At 41.5% G+C, this 16,516-nt stretch carries 20 protein-coding genes; 8 read left to right on the top strand and 12 right to left on the bottom strand.

The genetic code is table 11. The annotated features are described in order from the left end of the window. The 3 genes from AC623_RS15580 to mnhG are packed head-to-tail and all read left to right on the top strand — an operon-like array spanning position 1 to position 1,083. Positions 1-477 (top strand): Na+/H+ antiporter subunit E, encoded by a 477-nt coding sequence (locus AC623_RS15580; protein ID WP_049663979.1) that lies wholly within the window; start codon positions 1-3, stop codon positions 475-477. Between the two features lie 14 nt (positions 478-491). After that, positions 492-761 (top strand): Na(+)/H(+) antiporter subunit F1, encoded by a 270-nt coding sequence (locus AC623_RS15585; RefSeq protein ID WP_425415042.1) that lies wholly within the window; start codon positions 492-494, stop codon positions 759-761. After that, positions 745-1,083 carry a monovalent cation/H(+) antiporter subunit G gene (gene mnhG / locus AC623_RS15590; RefSeq protein ID WP_049663986.1) on the top strand — a complete coding sequence of 113 codons (339 nt, stop codon included), beginning with the start codon at positions 745-747 and terminating at the stop codon, positions 1,081-1,083. The genes AC623_RS15585 and mnhG overlap by 17 nt, the downstream gene beginning before the upstream one ends. A gap of 173 nt (positions 1,084-1,256) precedes the next feature. Here mnhG and AC623_RS15595 read toward each other — a convergent pair whose 3' ends face one another. Together AC623_RS15595 and AC623_RS15600 are read right to left on the bottom strand one after the other, a co-directional pair. After that, complete coding sequence (locus AC623_RS15595; protein WP_049663989.1) at positions 1,257-1,640, bottom strand: hypothetical protein; 384 nt, start codon at positions 1,638-1,640, stop codon at positions 1,257-1,259. 64 nt (positions 1,641-1,704) lie between these two features. Continuing rightward, positions 1,705-2,091, bottom strand: a complete 387-nt coding sequence (locus AC623_RS15600; protein ID WP_049663991.1) for a hotdog fold thioesterase — start codon at positions 2,089-2,091, stop codon at positions 1,705-1,707. 256 nt (positions 2,092-2,347) lie between these two features. Between AC623_RS15600 and nhaC the strand changes: the two genes are divergently transcribed. Next, positions 2,348-3,811 (top strand): Na+/H+ antiporter NhaC, encoded by a 1,464-nt coding sequence (gene nhaC / locus AC623_RS15605; protein WP_442853541.1) that lies wholly within the window; start codon positions 2,348-2,350, stop codon positions 3,809-3,811. 79 nt (positions 3,812-3,890) lie between these two features. On the opposite strand, the gene AC623_RS21805 is transcribed toward nhaC, so the two are convergent. The 5 genes from AC623_RS21805 to AC623_RS15625 form a co-directional block, all read right to left on the bottom strand. Continuing rightward, positions 3,891-4,055, bottom strand: coding sequence for a hypothetical protein (locus tag AC623_RS21805; RefSeq protein ID WP_197090981.1), 165 nt, complete (start codon positions 4,053-4,055; stop codon positions 3,891-3,893). A gap of 105 nt (positions 4,056-4,160) precedes the next feature. Next, positions 4,161-5,480 (bottom strand): Na+/H+ antiporter family protein, encoded by a 1,320-nt coding sequence (locus AC623_RS15610; RefSeq protein WP_049663998.1) that lies wholly within the window; start codon positions 5,478-5,480, stop codon positions 4,161-4,163. A gap of 140 nt (positions 5,481-5,620) precedes the next feature. Then, positions 5,621-6,436 (bottom strand): STAS domain-containing protein, encoded by an 816-nt coding sequence (locus tag AC623_RS15615; protein ID WP_049664002.1) that lies wholly within the window; start codon positions 6,434-6,436, stop codon positions 5,621-5,623. Between the two features lie 130 nt (positions 6,437-6,566). Next, entirely contained in the window at positions 6,567-8,066 is a 1,500-nt protein-coding gene (locus AC623_RS15620; RefSeq protein WP_049664006.1) for a leucyl aminopeptidase, read from the bottom strand. Positions 8,067-8,180: 114 nt separating this feature from the next. Continuing rightward, entirely contained in the window at positions 8,181-9,812 is a 1,632-nt protein-coding gene (locus tag AC623_RS15625) for an acetolactate synthase large subunit (protein WP_049664010.1), read from the bottom strand. Positions 9,813-10,023: 211 nt separating this feature from the next. Here AC623_RS15625 and AC623_RS15630 point away from each other — a divergent pair, with 211 nt between their 5' ends. Further along, positions 10,024-10,884 carry a cobalamin-binding protein gene (locus AC623_RS15630; protein WP_049664012.1) on the top strand — a complete coding sequence of 287 codons (861 nt, stop codon included), beginning with the start codon at positions 10,024-10,026 and terminating at the stop codon, positions 10,882-10,884. Positions 10,885-10,956: 72 nt separating this feature from the next. Here the strand turns inward: AC623_RS15630 and AC623_RS15635 are convergent, their stop codons facing one another. Continuing rightward, positions 10,957-11,274, bottom strand: a complete 318-nt coding sequence (locus tag AC623_RS15635) for a YuiB family protein (RefSeq protein ID WP_049664015.1) — start codon at positions 11,272-11,274, stop codon at positions 10,957-10,959. Between the two features lie 194 nt (positions 11,275-11,468). Between AC623_RS15635 and AC623_RS21810 the strand changes: the two genes are divergently transcribed. Then, the gene (locus AC623_RS21810) at positions 11,469-11,594 is read left to right on the top strand and encodes a YuiA family protein (protein WP_197090982.1); all 126 of its coding nucleotides are present in this window, start codon (positions 11,469-11,471) and stop codon (positions 11,592-11,594) included. 215 nt (positions 11,595-11,809) lie between these two features. On the opposite strand, the gene AC623_RS15640 is transcribed toward AC623_RS21810, so the two are convergent. After that, positions 11,810-13,027: an NAD(P)/FAD-dependent oxidoreductase gene (locus tag AC623_RS15640; protein WP_049664016.1), complete on the bottom strand. Its 1,218-nt coding sequence runs from the start codon at positions 13,025-13,027 to the stop codon at positions 11,810-11,812. 299 nt (positions 13,028-13,326) lie between these two features. On the opposite strand from AC623_RS15640, the gene AC623_RS15645 reads away from it, so the two are divergent. Both AC623_RS15645 and AC623_RS15650 read left to right on the top strand, forming a co-directional pair. Further along, positions 13,327-13,968, top strand: a complete 642-nt coding sequence (locus AC623_RS15645; protein ID WP_049664018.1) for an SDR family oxidoreductase — start codon at positions 13,327-13,329, stop codon at positions 13,966-13,968. A gap of 115 nt (positions 13,969-14,083) precedes the next feature. Next, positions 14,084-14,500 (top strand): DUF5412 domain-containing protein, encoded by a 417-nt coding sequence (locus tag AC623_RS15650; protein ID WP_049664020.1) that lies wholly within the window; start codon positions 14,084-14,086, stop codon positions 14,498-14,500. Positions 14,501-14,549: 49 nt separating this feature from the next. Here the strand turns inward: AC623_RS15650 and AC623_RS15655 are convergent, their stop codons facing one another. The 3 genes from AC623_RS15655 to AC623_RS15665 form a co-directional block, all read right to left on the bottom strand. Then, positions 14,550-15,248, bottom strand: coding sequence for a DUF1287 domain-containing protein (locus AC623_RS15655; RefSeq protein WP_049664022.1), 699 nt, complete (start codon positions 15,246-15,248; stop codon positions 14,550-14,552). Positions 15,249-15,293: 45 nt separating this feature from the next. Beyond that, complete coding sequence (locus AC623_RS15660; RefSeq protein ID WP_049664024.1) at positions 15,294-15,767, bottom strand: YbaK/EbsC family protein; 474 nt, start codon at positions 15,765-15,767, stop codon at positions 15,294-15,296. Between the two features lie 234 nt (positions 15,768-16,001). After that, positions 16,002-16,370 (bottom strand): HesB/IscA family protein, encoded by a 369-nt coding sequence (locus AC623_RS15665; RefSeq protein WP_082174445.1) that lies wholly within the window; start codon positions 16,368-16,370, stop codon positions 16,002-16,004. Positions 16,371-16,516: the final 146 nt, after the last annotated feature.

The following is a 16,516-nucleotide window of genomic DNA, read 5'->3' on the forward strand; positions in this document are numbered from 1 at the left end:
ATGGCTTTTCAAATTTTACTTAATTTCTTTTTGGCGTTTCTATGGATGTTTCTACAAGTATCCTTTAACAGCAAAACCTTTATTATCGGATACTTAATTGGCTTGATTTTAATTTACGGCATGCGCCGGTTCTTTAAAACAGAACTGTACGTGCGCCGTGTGTTTGCCATCATTTACTTAACTCTTCTCTTTTTTAAAGAGTTGATTATGGCAAACATCGACGTATTAAAAGTGATCTTAAAACCAAAACTTGATATCCAGCCAGGAATTTTTGCTTTGCCGACTGAGCTGGAATCAGACTGGGAAATCACCTTGCTTGCTAATTTAATTACATTAACTCCCGGCACATTAGTCATCGATGTATCGGATGATCAAAAGATCTTATACGTCCATGCGATCGACGTACCTGATGTACAGGATGCGATCAACGGCATAAAAGAATCATTTGAAAAAGCGATTATGGAGGTGAGCCGCTGATGTTAGTAACAGTTATGAAACTGTCACTTATTTTAATTACCTTAGCGATGCTCGGCTTCATCTATCGGCTTATTAAAGGGCCTACCATCCCTGACCGGATTGTCGCTTTAGATGCGATTGGCATCAACTTGATCGCCATGATCGCCATTCTCTCTATGCTATTTAAAACGAATGCGTTTTTAGATGTTATTTTATTGCTTGGCATTTTGTCCTTCATCGGTACGACTGCTTTCTCTAAGTTCCTTGAGAAAGGAGAGATCATTGAAAATGACCGTGATCGTTGAGCTTGTGATCATTCTCTTTCTGTTATTCGGCGTCTTTCTTACTTTGGCGGCTGCCTTTGGGGTTATTCGGCTTCCTGACGTATATACCCGCAACCATGCAGCCTCTAAAAGTGCCACACTTGGAGTGATGTCGATCTTGCTCGCTTGCTTTTTATATTTCTACTTAATCGAGGGGCACTTCAGCTCGCGCGTTTTGCTCGGAATTGCGTTTATCTTTATTACCGCTCCAGTCGGTGGACACTTAATTAGCCGTGCGGCCTATAATGCCGGTGTTAAGCTGTGGGATAAGAGCGTACGCGATGATTTGAAAAATAAAAAGTAATCAAAAGAAAAAGAAAACAGCCAGTGGAAAAACACTGGCTGTTTTCTTTTTCTTTATTGATTTTCGCTGCAGGCGGGTGCTTTTTCCACCGGAGTCCCTGCCTTCCACTACAATCAACTATTAAAAATAACATTTACCATTCACAGATTTTTTATAAAGTGGTCTTTGGAAGCTTAATTCTCATAGAGACGTGTTTCTTCACTCCCATCCGCATGATGAACAACAAGAATGCCATCGCGCTCTTTTACATACTCTTTCGCCTTATCTGAAAGCCCTTCTTTTGTTTGATCTGCTAAAATGCTGTGCGTGGTTTCCTTTTTCACAAGCTGCCAGCCTTCGCCGCTCTCTTTTGGCTGCAAATGATAGACTGGGCGTTCCTCATCGTTTCCATGCCCTTTGCCGACCGAGCTGCGGGCACGATCAATCGCGATGGCAATGGCTTTCCCTTCTTCATACTCTTCTTCTAGAAGGGCATTGGCAATTTCAATCGCTTTCTCCCGTACTTTATCGGGCAGATTTTTCATTGAATCAGGGTAATCCTGGTTAGTCCATGGCATATTTTATTTCCTCCTGCTCATTGAATTACCCTTCTTTTTCCCTGTTTTTGTTTTTTAGAAACGTCTACGCTTTCTTTGGCATGACAGCTACTGTACAGCGTGAAAGACAAATAAGCTCCTCCTGCTCATCTCGAATCTCAATTTGCCATACCATTGTCGTTCGGCCGCGATGTACAGCTTGTGCTGTAGCCGTAACAATCCCTTCCCTTTTAGCCTTAATATGATTCGCATTAATTTCAAGCCCAAAACATATTTGTGTTTCCTGATCAATTAAATAAGCTGTTCCGACACTCGCTGCTGTTTCTGCTAAAGCAACAGAAGCACCGCCGTGCAAATAGCCGAGTGGCTGACGAGTTCGTTCATCGACTGGCATCGTCATGACTACTTTTCCTTCGCTGATTTCCACAAATTCCATGCCTAATGTGTGTGATAAATTGTGTGTGTCTTTCACTTGATTCTTCCTCTCTTTCTTCCTAAAAAGTGAATAACGATTCACTATACTACATTCTTCTTTTAAGATTAAAAACCTCTTTTATGCAAAATTAAATATTTTATGCAATAAAACATAAAAATAATTTTTTATTCTTATGCTTTGAAGCATAAAGTTACTTTTTTTCGCATAAACCCAACACTTTTCAGATAATTCTATCTTTTGGTATGGTTCTTGCAATCTATTATATAAAAAATAATAAAAAAGAGGGATGATAGTGAAAAAAATTAAAACTCCATCACTTGCCGTCGCTTTAATTCCAATCATTGCGATGGTCACATTCTTATTTACCGGTATTTTTGTCTTTGAGGCAGATGCCCATATTCCCCTTTTGTTAAGCGCGGTAGTGGCAGCAATTATAGCCATCTATCTCGGCCATACGTGGCGAGAAATTGAAAAAGGGATCATTAACGCAGTAACATTGGCGATGCAGGCCCTTCTTATTTTAATGGTCATCGGAACGATCATCGGGACTTGGCTTGCCGGTGGAATTGTGCCGACGATGATTTACTACGGACTGGACATTTTATCCCCTGCTTATTTCCTCCCGGCTGCCGCTGTTATTTGCAGCATAGTTGCCATTGCCTCAGGAAATGCTTGGACAGCAGCTGGCACTATTGGCATCGCGATAATGGGAATTGGAGCAGGCCTTGGTGTTAACTTGGCGATGGTAGCTGGTGCAGTTATTTCCGGCTGTTACTTTGGCGATAAAATTTCACCTCTTTCCGAAACAACGAACATGTCACCTGGAATTACCGGTGTGGAGTTATTTGACCATATTCGTCACATGCTGTATACGACCATCCCAGCCTTAGTGATTTCTGTTGTTATTTATTTCTTTATGGGCCTTTCTTTTAAAGGGAAAGGGGCTGGAATTGATGAAATTACTGCCCTTCAAAGCAAGTTAAGTGACATCTTTATCATTAGCCCATGGCTTTTACTCGTTCCTGTTGTGGTGCTAACGCTGATTGCTATGAAAACGCCGGCTCTTCCCGGTCTCGTCATTGGCTCGATTTTAGGAGGAATTGTCGCCATTACCGTCCAAGGGGTAGCTATTGGAGAAATATTAGCGATTATGGTGTATGGTTTCGAAATGGATACAGGCAATGAAGTACTGGATAACTTATTAAATAACGGCGGTACAGAAGCCATGATGTATACTGTTTCTCTCGTTATGATTGCTATGAGCTTCGGGGGGATCCTCGAAGTAAGCGGCGTGCTTGAGGCTCTCGTCAACAATTTGCTGAAACTGGCCAAGTCGACAGGAAGCTTAATTACGACTACTGTTATTACGTGCATTACCGCCAATGTTATTGCATGTGATCAATACTTATCTATTCTTCTGCCCGGACGGATGTATATTAAAGCCTATAGAAAGCGCCGGCTTCATCCAAAGAACCTGTCACGGACACTGGAAGATGCCGGTACAATGACATCACCGCTCGTTCCTTGGAATACATGTGGAGCCTTTATGACGGCTACCCTCGGCGTTTCAACCTTTCAATACGCGCCGTATGCTTTATTATGCCTGATTAGCCCATTAATGGCGATTCTTTATGGTTTCACTGGTTTTAAAATTACAAAGCTTTCTCAGGAAGAGATCGATCGCTTAGACGCAGAAGAACGAGCAATGAAAGGAACAGCTGAAAAAGAGTTGGCCCGTACGTCTGAAGCGTTTTAATCTTCCTTTTATCAGCGTCTATCTGTAAAAAATAAAAGGACCCCGAGCATACAGCGGAGGTCCTTCTTTTATTCTTTTCTTAATAGAAACCGTAAGGGCCAAAGGGTCCGAAAGGAGGATATGGTGGATAAAAAGGACGATATCCGAAAAACGGGCGCGCAATCGCTCCACCAACCAACCCACCTAGCAGTCCTCCAACAAACGGACCGCCAACAAAAGGAAGAAACCGTTGATTTCTATACATTGTTAAAAAGCCTCCTTTTTCTCTGCCTACTATGTTTTATGCGAGAAGAAAGAAAAAGGGATGGGCTGCTTCGGCCATCCCTTTTTCTTATATGAGAGACTATTTCTATAAAATCATCGCAGCGATCCAGCCAAATAAGATAACAGGCAGATTATAATGCAGGAACGTTGGGACACATGTATCCCAAATATGATTATGCTGTCCATCTACATTTAAACCAGCTGTCGGTCCGAGCGTACTATCTGATGCGGGCGAACCTGCATCTCCTAGTGCGCCGGCTGTTCCAACAAGAACAATGGTAGCCATTGGACTGAAACCAAGTTCAAGAGAGAGCGGTACGAAGATGGTCGCAATAATTGGGACAGTTGAGAAGGATGAGCCAATCCCCATTGTTACCAGTAAGCCGACAATCAGCATTAATAACGCACCAAATGCCTGATTGCCTCCGATAATACCCGCTGCTTGTTCTACGAGTCGTTCAACGTCTCCAGTGGCACTCATTACTTTCGCAAAGCCAGAAGCAGCGATCATAACGAAACCGATGAATGCCATCATTCTCATTCCATCCGTAAGCAGACTGTCTGCTTCGTTCCAGCGCAACACTTTTGTTACATATAAGACAGTGATGCCTCCTAATGCACCAAATACCATGGAATCAGTCCAAAGCTGGGCAGCAAGGGCGGCAATAATAGCAATTATTGCTATAACAATCCCTGACTTCGAATATCCCTCTGACTCTTCTTCTACAGCCATTACCGCTCTCTCTTCATATTCTCTCGGCTTTCGATAAGAAAAGAAAACGGCAATGAATAAACCGGTAATCATACCAATTGCAGGATACATCATCGCTTTTGACACATCATCCATCTCTACCTTTAATCCGCTTTCTACGATATTAGATGTAATGATTTGATGAAAAATTTGACCAAAACCAACAGGCAATAGCATGTATGGTGTGACTAGCCCAAAAGTAATAACAGAAGCAATCAAGCGCCGATCTATTTTCATTTCATTTAAAATTTGCAATAGTGGCGGAATCAATATTGGGATAAAAGCAATATGAATCGGGATTAAGTTTTGAGAAGAAATAGATACTAGCAAAATAAAAAAGATAATAAGCGCTTTAGGTAATTTCTTCTTCCGTGCCTCTTCTTTCTTTCCTATCCGTTTTAATACAAATTCTACAAGCGCCTTCGGAAGACCCGTACTAGAAAGAGCTACCGCAAAACCGCCAAGCGCTGCATAACTAAGTGCTACATTCGCTCCGCCGCCAACTCCTTCAGTAAAAGCACTGACCGTCCCTTCTATTCCTAAGCCCCCGACGACTCCCCCGATCAGCGCACCCGTAATCAATGAAAATACAACATTTACACGAAATAGACTGAGGAGGAGCATAACAAGAACAGCTATTACAACCGCATTCATCTAAAATGCCCCTTTCACTTTACTATACTAAAATGGTAGTGAACTAAAATGTAAGATAACAAACTTTTGGGATTGATGTCAATGGATTTTCAAAAAGAAAAAACCTTCAAACAATTGAAGGTTTTAAAAAATGACTATGCTTATTTGATCTGTTCCATTGCCTGCCTAACGGTTGCATAGGTCTTGATAGAAGAAAGATCGGAGCCAATATTCACCAATTTCTGAGCCAGATCCGGACGAATCCCTGTCGCAATAGCTTTAATGCCAAGCAAACCAAGAATGTGATAAACATCTAATAAATGCTTCTCGACCATGGCATCGACTTGAAGGATACCTGAAAAGTCTACAATCAAACATCTTAATCGCATTTCAGCCATTTTAGGAATAGCCTTTTCTATCAAATATTGAACTCTCTCTTCATCTATAGAACCAACAAGCGGCAATACAGCGAGACCATCACGCAGGGGAACAACGGGTGCCGATAAATCCATGATTTCTGTGCGCGCTTTCTTAATAATCGCATCTGTCACTCTTTCGAAAGCAAGAACGGTTTCATTCATACTGATATCCAGCATGTAATTCAGCTGAGTATTAATAAATATCACTTCCTCAGTCGATAAACCGAACTTTAAGGAAGCATTCGTCAGTTTTTCTACAAAGACAATCCGGGTATAGGGATACCGAGCCACAATAATAGAAATTTTCTCTCCATGAGCAGCTGTTCGTTCCCCGTTCTTTTGGCTCCACTCAAGCAGTCCTTCCGGCACCTTTCCTTTCTTAGATAAAATGGCTTCTCCTAACATGGCGATGAAGTCTGTATATACGAGAATGGCGGCCTCAACTTCCTGCTCAGGTACGTGTGTTTCAAATTTCGGAACAACCGTATGTACAATGTCACGAGCTAGTTCTTTCGCATGCTCCTGTAAATAAGCAGACACTTTCGAAATGCTAGTCATCGTCTCTCACTTCTCCATTTTCTTTTTTTCTTATTATAGTCTAAAAAGGGAATCAGAAACATTAAATTGTTTTTAAACTAGACAAAGAGAGATGCACACCCTTCTCCTTTTGGCATCTCTCTTATGATCATCATTCCTCTGTTGTTCTCATGGCTAACAAGGCAAGTGTACGTGCCATTACGCCTGTAGCTCCAGCGGGACCTAAAGCTCCTGCTTTGTTTGTATCGGCCGTGCCGGCAATATCCAAATGAACCCATGGTGTCTCTTCTGCAAATTCACCAATAAAGCCGCCTCCCATAATAGCATGGCCTTCACGTCCGGGAGAATTATTTAAATCTGCAATTTTACTGTTGCGAATCCGTTTTTTATCTTTTTCTGTAAGCGGCAGCTGCCAAACAAATTCTCCTGCTTCTTTAGATGCTTCGACTACTTCTTCCAAGAACTTCTCATTATTTGTAATAGCACCTGTTTTGTCTGTTCCAAGCGCTACGATCACTCCTCCTGTCAAAGTGGCTACATCTACTAGGTAATCCGCTTTATGATGCTTAGCGTACGTCATAGCGTCCGCGAGCACAAGACGCCCTTCTGCATCTGTATTGAGCACCTCAATTGTTTTGCCGCTCATAGACGTAATGACATCATCTGGTTTCAATGCCTCACCATTAATCATATTGTCTGTCGACGGAATAACGGCCACTATATTTTGATCCGGCTTCAATTCACCTATAATCTCCATCGCTCCCAATACAGCAGCCGCACCGCCCATGTCTATTTTCATGCCGACAAGGCCGTCCTTCGGCTTGAGAGAATAGCCGCCAGTATCAAAAGTAATTCCTTTTCCAACAAAACCAAGGACATCTTCCCACTCTTCCCTTGGCTGATATTTTAACGTAATCATTTTAGGAGGCGCTACGGAACCTTTATTAACAGCTAACAAGGCCCCCATGCCAAGCTTCTCCATGTCTTCCTTCTCAAGAATTTCAACTTCAAAACCATACTTGTCAGCTAATTGCTTCGCGTGTTCTGCTAAGTCAGCTGCAGTCATTAGATTCGCTGGTGTATTTGCCAATGTCCGGGCAGAATTCGTTCCCTGACTAAGCACGTAACCAACATGAAGAGCAGCTTTCGCCTCTTCTAAGTCTGCTTCGGTGTACACTGTAATTTGTTCAATCCATTGCTCTGGCTCATTAGAAGGCTGCTTGTACCCTTTAAACTGATAGGAAGCAAGACCGTACGCTTCACTAAAAGCCTGTGCAGCCTCGTTATACTCAATCGCTTCACATACAAAGCTATCGAGGGCAACTGCTGCAGAACTGAGCTTTATTTTGTTCATTTTCTGTACGGCTGTACCGATCGCTTCTTTGAGTTCATGAAAATCTGCTTCCTTTTCTTTGCCGAGCCCGACGAAAAGAAGCCTTTTAACGGGAATTCTCCCTAGCACAGGAATGACAGCCGTTTCACCTAGCTTGGCAGAAATGTCCCCTTCTTTCACAAGTTCAGTTAGTTGTCCATCCATTGCCTCATCCAGCTTAGCGAGCTCTCCTTCAAACTTGAGAGGACGGTCATAAAGGCCGATAAGTAGAACTTCTTCTTTCTGATCATAAAAAGATTGTTTTTTTACACTGAACATCCTTCCACCTCCATTTCCATTATACAGGAAAGATTTTGAAGGAACGAATGTCTTCCCTAATTGGAGTTGGAATAGTGGAAATTCCCTCTGTTTAGTGCATCAGCATGATCCATGCTAGCAAAGCAGATCGCCTAGTTTTTCAGTTAGCTTCATATTCTCACTGTAATCTACCGGACAGTCGATCAATACAGGCTTTTTTAGGGAAATTGCCTCTTCAATAGCCGGCTTCAGCTGTTCAGCTTTTTTTATTTCGATTGCTTCAAACCCGTATGACTTGGCCAGCTGGATAAAGTCAGGATTTCCGAACTTAATGTTCGATGATCGTTTGAATTTTTTAAGCTGCTTCCACTCTATTAACCCGTATCCACCATCTCTCCAAAGCAAAATAACAATCGGCAAATTTAATCTCTTAGCCGTTTCCAGTTCAGCACTGGACATTTGGAGCGAGCCATCCCCGCATATCGCCACCACATTACGATCCGGATAGACCATCTTAGCAGCGATCGCTCCAGGAACAGACACTCCCATGGAGGCTAATCCATTTGAGATTAAACATGTATTTGGCTCATACGTATGATACATTCGCGCTATCCACATTTTATGGGCGCCAACATCAGAAATTAGAATATCTTCTTCACCTAAAGCTGACCGCACATCCGAAAGAATTTTTTGTGGTTTTACAGGGAAAGCTTGGCTGTCTTTATATTCTTCTAATTCAGCCAGTGCCTCCTGACGAACTTCTAAAACCCAGTCATTATTTCTTTCTATTAATGATAGAGCAGAGCTTAGTTCTTTTAAATTCTCATCGATATTCCCAAGCACATTTAATTTCACAGGATAACAAGCGTCCGTTTCTGCTTCCTGTGTGTCGATATGCAAAATAGGCACAGCTCCATCGGGGTTCCAATTTTCTGGAGGATATTCAGCCATATCAAATCCTATAGCGATGATTAAATCCGCTTTTGTAAATCCACATGTAATGTAATCCTTCCCCGCCATGCCTGCTGTTAACAGGCTAAGATCGTTGTTCCAAGGCAAGGCGCCTTTCCCCATAAAGGTATGAACGACTGGAATAGATGTTTTTTCAACGAACGTACGTAAGCTGGCTGCAGCATTTCCTCTTGCAATTCCATTTCCAGCTAGAATAAGCGGATGCTCTGCTTGTTCTATCAAATTAACGGCTTCGCTAATAACCCGTTCACTCGCTTCTGATAAAGTATGGTCCATTAGATTTAACGGTGCTTCGTCTACCTCCATGCCAGCAATATCTTCTGGAAGATCAATATGGGTTGCCCCTGATTTTTCTTGAGTAGCGACTCTAAATGCTTTCCGGACAACCTCTGGCACGATTTCTCCTGTCTTGATTTGGGTGTTCCACTTCGTAACAGGCTTGTATACAGAAACTAAATTATAATATTGATGGGACTCTTTATGCTGGCGATCCAGGCCTGCCTGTCCGGTTATCGCTACCAATGGGCAATGATCCATATTGGCGTTGGCCACACCGGTCAATAGGTTCGTAGCTCCTGGCCCCAATGTCGACAAACAGACACCCGGCTTGCCTGTAAGTCTTCCATACGTACCAGCCATAAATGCTGCACTTGCCTCATGCCTCGTAACAATAAATTCAATACTTGAATCAAGAAGTGCATCCATGATATCCAAATTTTCTTCCCCTGGCACACCAAAAATATAGTCAACTCCTTCATTTTCAAGGCACTTCACAACTAATTCAGCTACCTTCATTTGCCACACCCTTTTCGATTTATTCATCTTTCAGCTTAAGTATGCGTCTCTCAATCCAATAATAGACTTGTGATATGATCCATCACTGTTGGATACTAAACTTAATTCCCCTTTTCCACGATGGCGGTTGAATAAACGGAAATAGAAGAATCTTTAAACAGCTCTTTCACACGAGAGAATCTGTTACTATTGAAGAAAAGGAGGCGTTTTAATGAGACTTATTTCTATTTGTCCAAGTAATACAGAGGTAATAGAATTTCTCGGTTTAACTTCTCAGCTTATCGGTGTGGATGATTACTCTGACTGGCCAGCTGACGTTTGTCACTTGCCTCGGCTCGGTCCTGATCTTGATATTGATATGGAGAAAGTGGAAGCTCTGCAGCCGGATTTAGTCGTTGCCTCATTAAGTGTTCCAGGCATGGAGAAAAATGTAGAAAAATTGCAAGCCCGAGGTATTCCGCATATTGTCACTAACCCGCAGTCACTAGCGGATATTGGAGAATCAATTGAAGAAATAGGAATAGCATGCGGCGTTTCAGAACAAGGAAAACTGGGTGCCGAGCGTTATCGGACACAGCTGGCGCAATTTCACTCGCTCGCTTCGACGGTTGAGAAACGCCCTTCCCTTTATTGGGAATGGTGGCCCAAACCTATTTTCACCCCTGGGAAAGTGAATTGGCTAACAGAAATGAGCGAGCTGGCTGGCGCTTATAATGTATTTGCCGATCATGACACAGCTAATTTCCAAACTGATTGGGAAGACGTAAAAAAGAGAAATCCGGACTTTATTTTGCTTTCTTGGGTAGGAGTTCAAACTGAAAAGATCAATCCGGCTATTGTATTGAAGCGGCCGGGATGGGGAGAACTTACAGCCGTGAAAGAGCAGCGCATAGCTGTAATGGAGGAGAAATTTTTCTGCCGGCCATCGCCACGCCTCCTCATTGGCTTAGAGAAGCTAGCAAAAATGGTTCATCCGGAGGCGTTTGAATCTCTTAAACTCGATTCTCTCTTTCTTGAAAAAGGAAGTTTGACGAATAAAAAATCAATTCTGGATGAGAAACTGCATTATTGAATCATAATATGGCCCTATTTGATCATAAAATACTTATGTTTGAAAAATAAAAAACGGCCGCTCAATCGGCCGTTAAAACATTTGGTATCCTTTTTGACGCAAGACTCTCATCGTGACACCAGATGTCAGCGCACCGATAAAACCACTTGCTAGAATAATAATATCTGGCAGCTTCAAAGAAACTGCTCTCGTTCCTAACGTATTAAATGCTTCACTTGCATTAAAAATATAGTCAAATGTGCTGATTCCATCCACAATTGCAATCGTTACCAGCGGATAAAGAATCGCCATAATCCAAGTCATTCGAAGCAGCATATTCAGCAAAAATCCGATGCCAAAAAAAAGCACGAAAAACAGCAAAACCGAAACAAGTAAAACGGCTACATGCATTTCTGTTTCCCCCCTAAATCACTATTGAATAGTGTACTCAATTCTACCTAAAACGTCAACCATACGAGCTAGGGCAGTCCCCGGCACGTTAAAGCTGTTCTTCCTTTGATATGAGTTTAAGCGAAAAAGGAGATTGATTGGCTAGGAGGAACATGATATATTATCTGAAAATTCTATTAACTAGGAGGCGTTTTATGTCTGTTCAAACAAAAACAAAGCCATGTAGTTATTGTGGAGGCCAAGGCTATTTTCAACTTTTATTAGGCGGTTCAGAGACGTGTCCGAGCTGCAAAGGCAAACAGCAAGTGGAAGCAAAATAAAAACCAGCTACAAGCTGGCTTTAGAGTGCAGGCAAAGTCTATTGTCCATATTGCAAGCTAGTTGAAAACATTTGGCTTTCGAATCGCAGTACCTCACGAGGATTGGAGTAACTACCAGAGGGCCAAGAGCACCACGGTAAGGAAACAACAAATAAAGCGGATGTTTATCAACAGCATGAGAGGCCAGCTAAAAGCTGACCTCTCTCGCTATATCCTTAAATAAAGTTAAATTTACCTTTTTTAAGTACAAGTGATGGACCGCCGATCATAAGTAAAGCACGGTTGTCGATCATTTTCTTCATAAAGGAAGCTTTTGTACCTGTTAGTTTTTTGCCGAAGACCACACCAATCGCATCGTCATCACCTAAAGAACAAACAGTTCCTTTAATATCTGGCTTGAACGTTTCTAACTCTCCCTCGCTGCCGCGAACAAGTTTCACGATATTGCGAGCACAAACTTCTCCTTGCTGCATAGCAATTTGAGCTGTTGGAGGATATGGACGATTGATTTCTTCATTAATAACGAGAGAAGAATCACCGATAACGAAAATATTATCATGGCCTGGAGCACGCAGGTCAGGATTTACTTTTACGCGAGCGCGCATGTTGTCAATTCCTGCTTTTTCAATAATACTGTTTCCACGAACCCCTGCTGCCCAGATAACTGTGCCTGCTTTGATTTCTTCAATGTCGTCGCCTTTAGCCACTTTAATGCCATCTTCTGTAGCTTCTTTAATCGCTGTACCAATTTTGAACTCAACACCTTTTTTCTCAAGCTGAGCTACAGCGTACTGAACAAGCTCAGGATCGAATCCAGGAAGAACCATTGGTGCGGCTTCTACGCAGTAAATACGTACTTTTGCATAATCAATGTCGTATTCGCGGCAAAGCTCAGGCACACGGTTAACAAGCTCACCAAGAAACTCGATGCCTGTGAAACCCGCACCGCCAACAACGATTGTTAAGCGCTCTTCTTGCTTTTCTAACTCTGTTGCATATGTAGCAAATTGATAATCAATATGCTCACGGATTTGGCGAGCTGCGTTTACGTTGGAAATTGTAAAAGCATATTCTTTTAGACCTTGAATGCCAAATGTTTCTGATTCGCCGCCTAGCGCAAATACTAAGTAGTCATATTCAATTTCGCCAGTGTTTAAAATAACTTTCTTTTCATCCGTTTTAATGTCCTGTACTTCCGCACGAATGAATTCTACCTTGCTGCGGTTGATGACATTGTTAATGTCATAACGAACACGATCATGGTGAAGCGTGCCTGCAGATGCTTCATGCAGCCAAGTTGTTTCATAGTGGTAATCATTCTTGTTTACAAGAACGATATCTGCTTCCTCTTGCCCTAATGCTTTTTGAAGCCGAGTAACTGTCATTAATCCGCCGTAACCTGCACCTAGAACAACAATTTTTGTTTTTCTCATACTGTTCCCTGCCACCTTCTGCACATATTTTGCGATTATTTCGCTTGAATATTTAGTAGTCTGCCACTTGTTCGTTGAAAATGTGATTTTTTTCACGAATAGTTGTAAAAAAACACAATAGAAATTGTCATGAAGTTTTAACAAAGGCATATCTACCTCAATAATATTCTTTTTATAATGGTTTTTCAACCCATTTAACCGATTTCATTTAATTGCTTTTGAGTATAGTAACTTCCGTTTTTTTTACCTTTATAAGGGTACACTATTTAATAAATGTCTTTAAGAAAAGGGTGATCTTTTTGAACGTACTTGTTATCGGCGCAGGAGGATTAACCGGTAAAAAAATTGTCAAACAGCTAGCTGAAAGCAATCAGCATCTCGTTCGAGCCATGATCCGCAAAGCAGAACAGACAGATGAAATGGAAAGGTTAGGTGCAAAGGCGATTCTAGCTGATTTAGAACAAGACTTTAGCTTTGCCTTAAATGATGTCAATGCTGTTATTTTTGCAGCAGGCTCCGGTTCATCTACCGGTCATGACAAAACGATTGCAGTTGATCAGGAAGGCGCGAAGAAAACAGTAGATTTCGCAAAGGAAAAAGGAATTGAACGCTTTATCATGCTTAGTTCGATGGGAGCCGATACAATAGAAGAAGCACCGGCCTCTCTCGTACCTTATTTAGAAGCAAAAAAGGCAGCAGATGAATATTTAATTAAAAGCGGTTTAAGTTTTACAATCGTACGCCCTGGCGGATTAACGGATGACCCTGGCACCGGGATGATTGAATTAGCTACACGCTTTTCCCCGATGGGCGGCACGATTCCACGTGAAGATGTGGCCCAGGTGCTCGTTGAATCATTGACAATGAAGGAAACGGAAGGTAAAGTATTCGAAATTATTAGCGGCTACACCCCTATAAACAAAGCGTTGACTAGAATATAGGAATGAGTAAAAAAATCAGCCGCTTGATTAAATGAAAGATAACCATTAAAGGATAGTTAGTCCGTTAAACGGCTAATTATCCTTTTTATTTACATAAAAGATCAATGGGGTAAAAATGATAAGAAAACAAGCGAGAATATTGTATGAAGGGGGAAAAGGCTTGCGAAAAAAACAAATTATTATTCCTTTCATAATTCTTGGATTGTTAGGATATGTGGTCTATTGGGCTTTTTTTGACATGAACCGGTTACCAAAAGGAGAATTCATTTCGGAGGCAGAGTCTCCTAACGGGGAGTATACAGTGAAAGCCTATATTACGAGCGGAGGAGCTACTACAGATTTTGCTGTCCGCGGAGAATTACATTTTAACACGGAGAATAAAAAGCCGAAAAATATTTATTGGAATAATCATGAGGAACAGGCGGTTATTAAATGGAGCGATGAAGATACAGTCCTCATTAATCATCATAAACTAAATGTTCCCCATGAAGTGTTTGATTATCGGTACACCCGCAAAAGTAGTAAACGCTAGCTCTGTTTAATTCTATAAGCAGGTTCTTTTCATTGATGTCAAAATAGCTTCAATAATTCCAGCGAAAATGGCCGGCTATAGGAGAGTTATAAGAGGTTAATTTAATTTCCGAGGCAAAAGGCGGTGTATTGTGAATGAAGTAAGGGACTCCATCTTTTGTTCGTTTATCAGAAATAATGCCAATGTGGTCTGGACCATCCAAATAAACCACAATGTCTCCTGGCTGCCATTCTGCTAGGTTCTCCCGATCATCCGGAACAATTTCAGTCGTTAAAGATTTTGCAGATCGTTGAAAAAAGACATGTTGATTAGGAACCCTTCGAAAATCAATATTAGGATCAGGTTTCTCTTTCACCCGCGGATATAGATGAGGATGACGTTGAATATCCTCATCCATTAAATCTTTTAACTTAATATGAGCTCCCATGAACCCTCTCCATATAACATCCGTGCACACCCCTTCTTCGTCTGGCGGGTATCCGCCTTCGTAATAGGCACTTTTGTACACCGTTCGATTTTCCGCTTCTTTTCTAGCTGCCTGTACTACGTCAATCGGATCTGCCACACCATTATCATTTCGATCAACTCGTGCATACCTTTCCTCTACGGTTATCTTCTTGGTAAATAAGCTGTTTAAATGAATACCCGCCATATCCAATATCAGCCCATTTCTAAATAAAGCCGAAAAAAGCGTTCCACCTATGGCTATCACGATAAGAGAAATGATGAAAACTTTTTTAACACTCATTTTCATTCCCCCGTAGCATAACAGAGACTAAAAATTGAGCCGACGCTATTTTACGCAAGTGACTTGCCCTTTTGTCATTTGGATCAGCTCTTCTGGTGTTAATTGAAATACGGCTTTAGGATGTCCGGCAGCAGCCCAAATTTTCTGATACTGAAATAAATCTTCATCAATGAGAGTCAAAATTGGTTTTACATGTCCTAAAGGCGGCACACCACCAATGACGAATCCAGTATGCCCACGAACAAAATCAGCATCTGCTTTGCCTAGTTTTTCATTTAGATAGGTTCCGATATGCTTTTCATTAATTCGATTGATTCCGCTGGCGACAACTAATAAAGGTTGATTCGAGCTTTTAAGCTTGAAAATAATAGACTTTGCAATATGGGCAACCTCACAGCCGATAGCATCAGCAGCTTCTTGTGCAGTCCGGGCACTATCCGGCAGTTCTATCACTTTATTTGTATGGCCCATTTCTATTAATTTATTTTGAAACTGCTGCGCACTCTCTTTAAGTAACATGTCCAAGTTGTCCCCCTTTATTTATGTATACACTCCACAAAATAATTCCTTATGAACGATCAATCTCCTTCTTTTATTTTAACGCCATAAAAAAACGACCTCTTTTAACGATTTTCTATAGACCGTTAAAAGAAGTCGTTATTCACAACCTTAAATCGCTTTACCTGCGACTGTTTTACTGAAGCTTTTCTTCCTTACGCTAAAATGACTGCTTATACTCAGATACTCCTAATATTAGCAATTCTCAGGTGTTCCCGTTTCTGTTGCTGTACGGAACGACGAACCACAGCCGCAGGAAGCGATCGCATTCGGATTGTCGATCGTAAATCCGCCGCCCATTAAAGATTGTTTATAGTCAATGACTGTTCCATTCAAAATTGGTGCACTTTCTGGATCAACAGCAATATCAATTCCGTGTTGATTAAGCTTAATGTCATCTTCCTTAATGTCACGGTCAAATCCCATGCCATAAGATAAACCACTGCAGCCTCCACCATGCACTGTCACACGCAGAGTAGCTCCTTCTTCTTCGTTTTGCTTCATCATTTCTTTTATCTGAAAAGCAGCTGCTTCTGTAATTTTCACTACTTCTTGTTCTTGCAAGGGGACCCCTCCATTCTTTTGTTCTTACTATTAGTATATACGTGAAAAAACACCTTCTCAACCAATTCGCTTCTAGCCGTCATTAAAAATTCATCAAAAAGTTCTATAGACGTAGTTCTTTTTACATAAAAACGATATAATTAATA

Source organism: Bacillus sp. FJAT-27231, assembly GCF_001183975.1.
Lineage (GTDB): Bacteria > Bacillota > Bacilli > Bacillales > Domibacillaceae > Pseudobacillus > Pseudobacillus wudalianchiensis.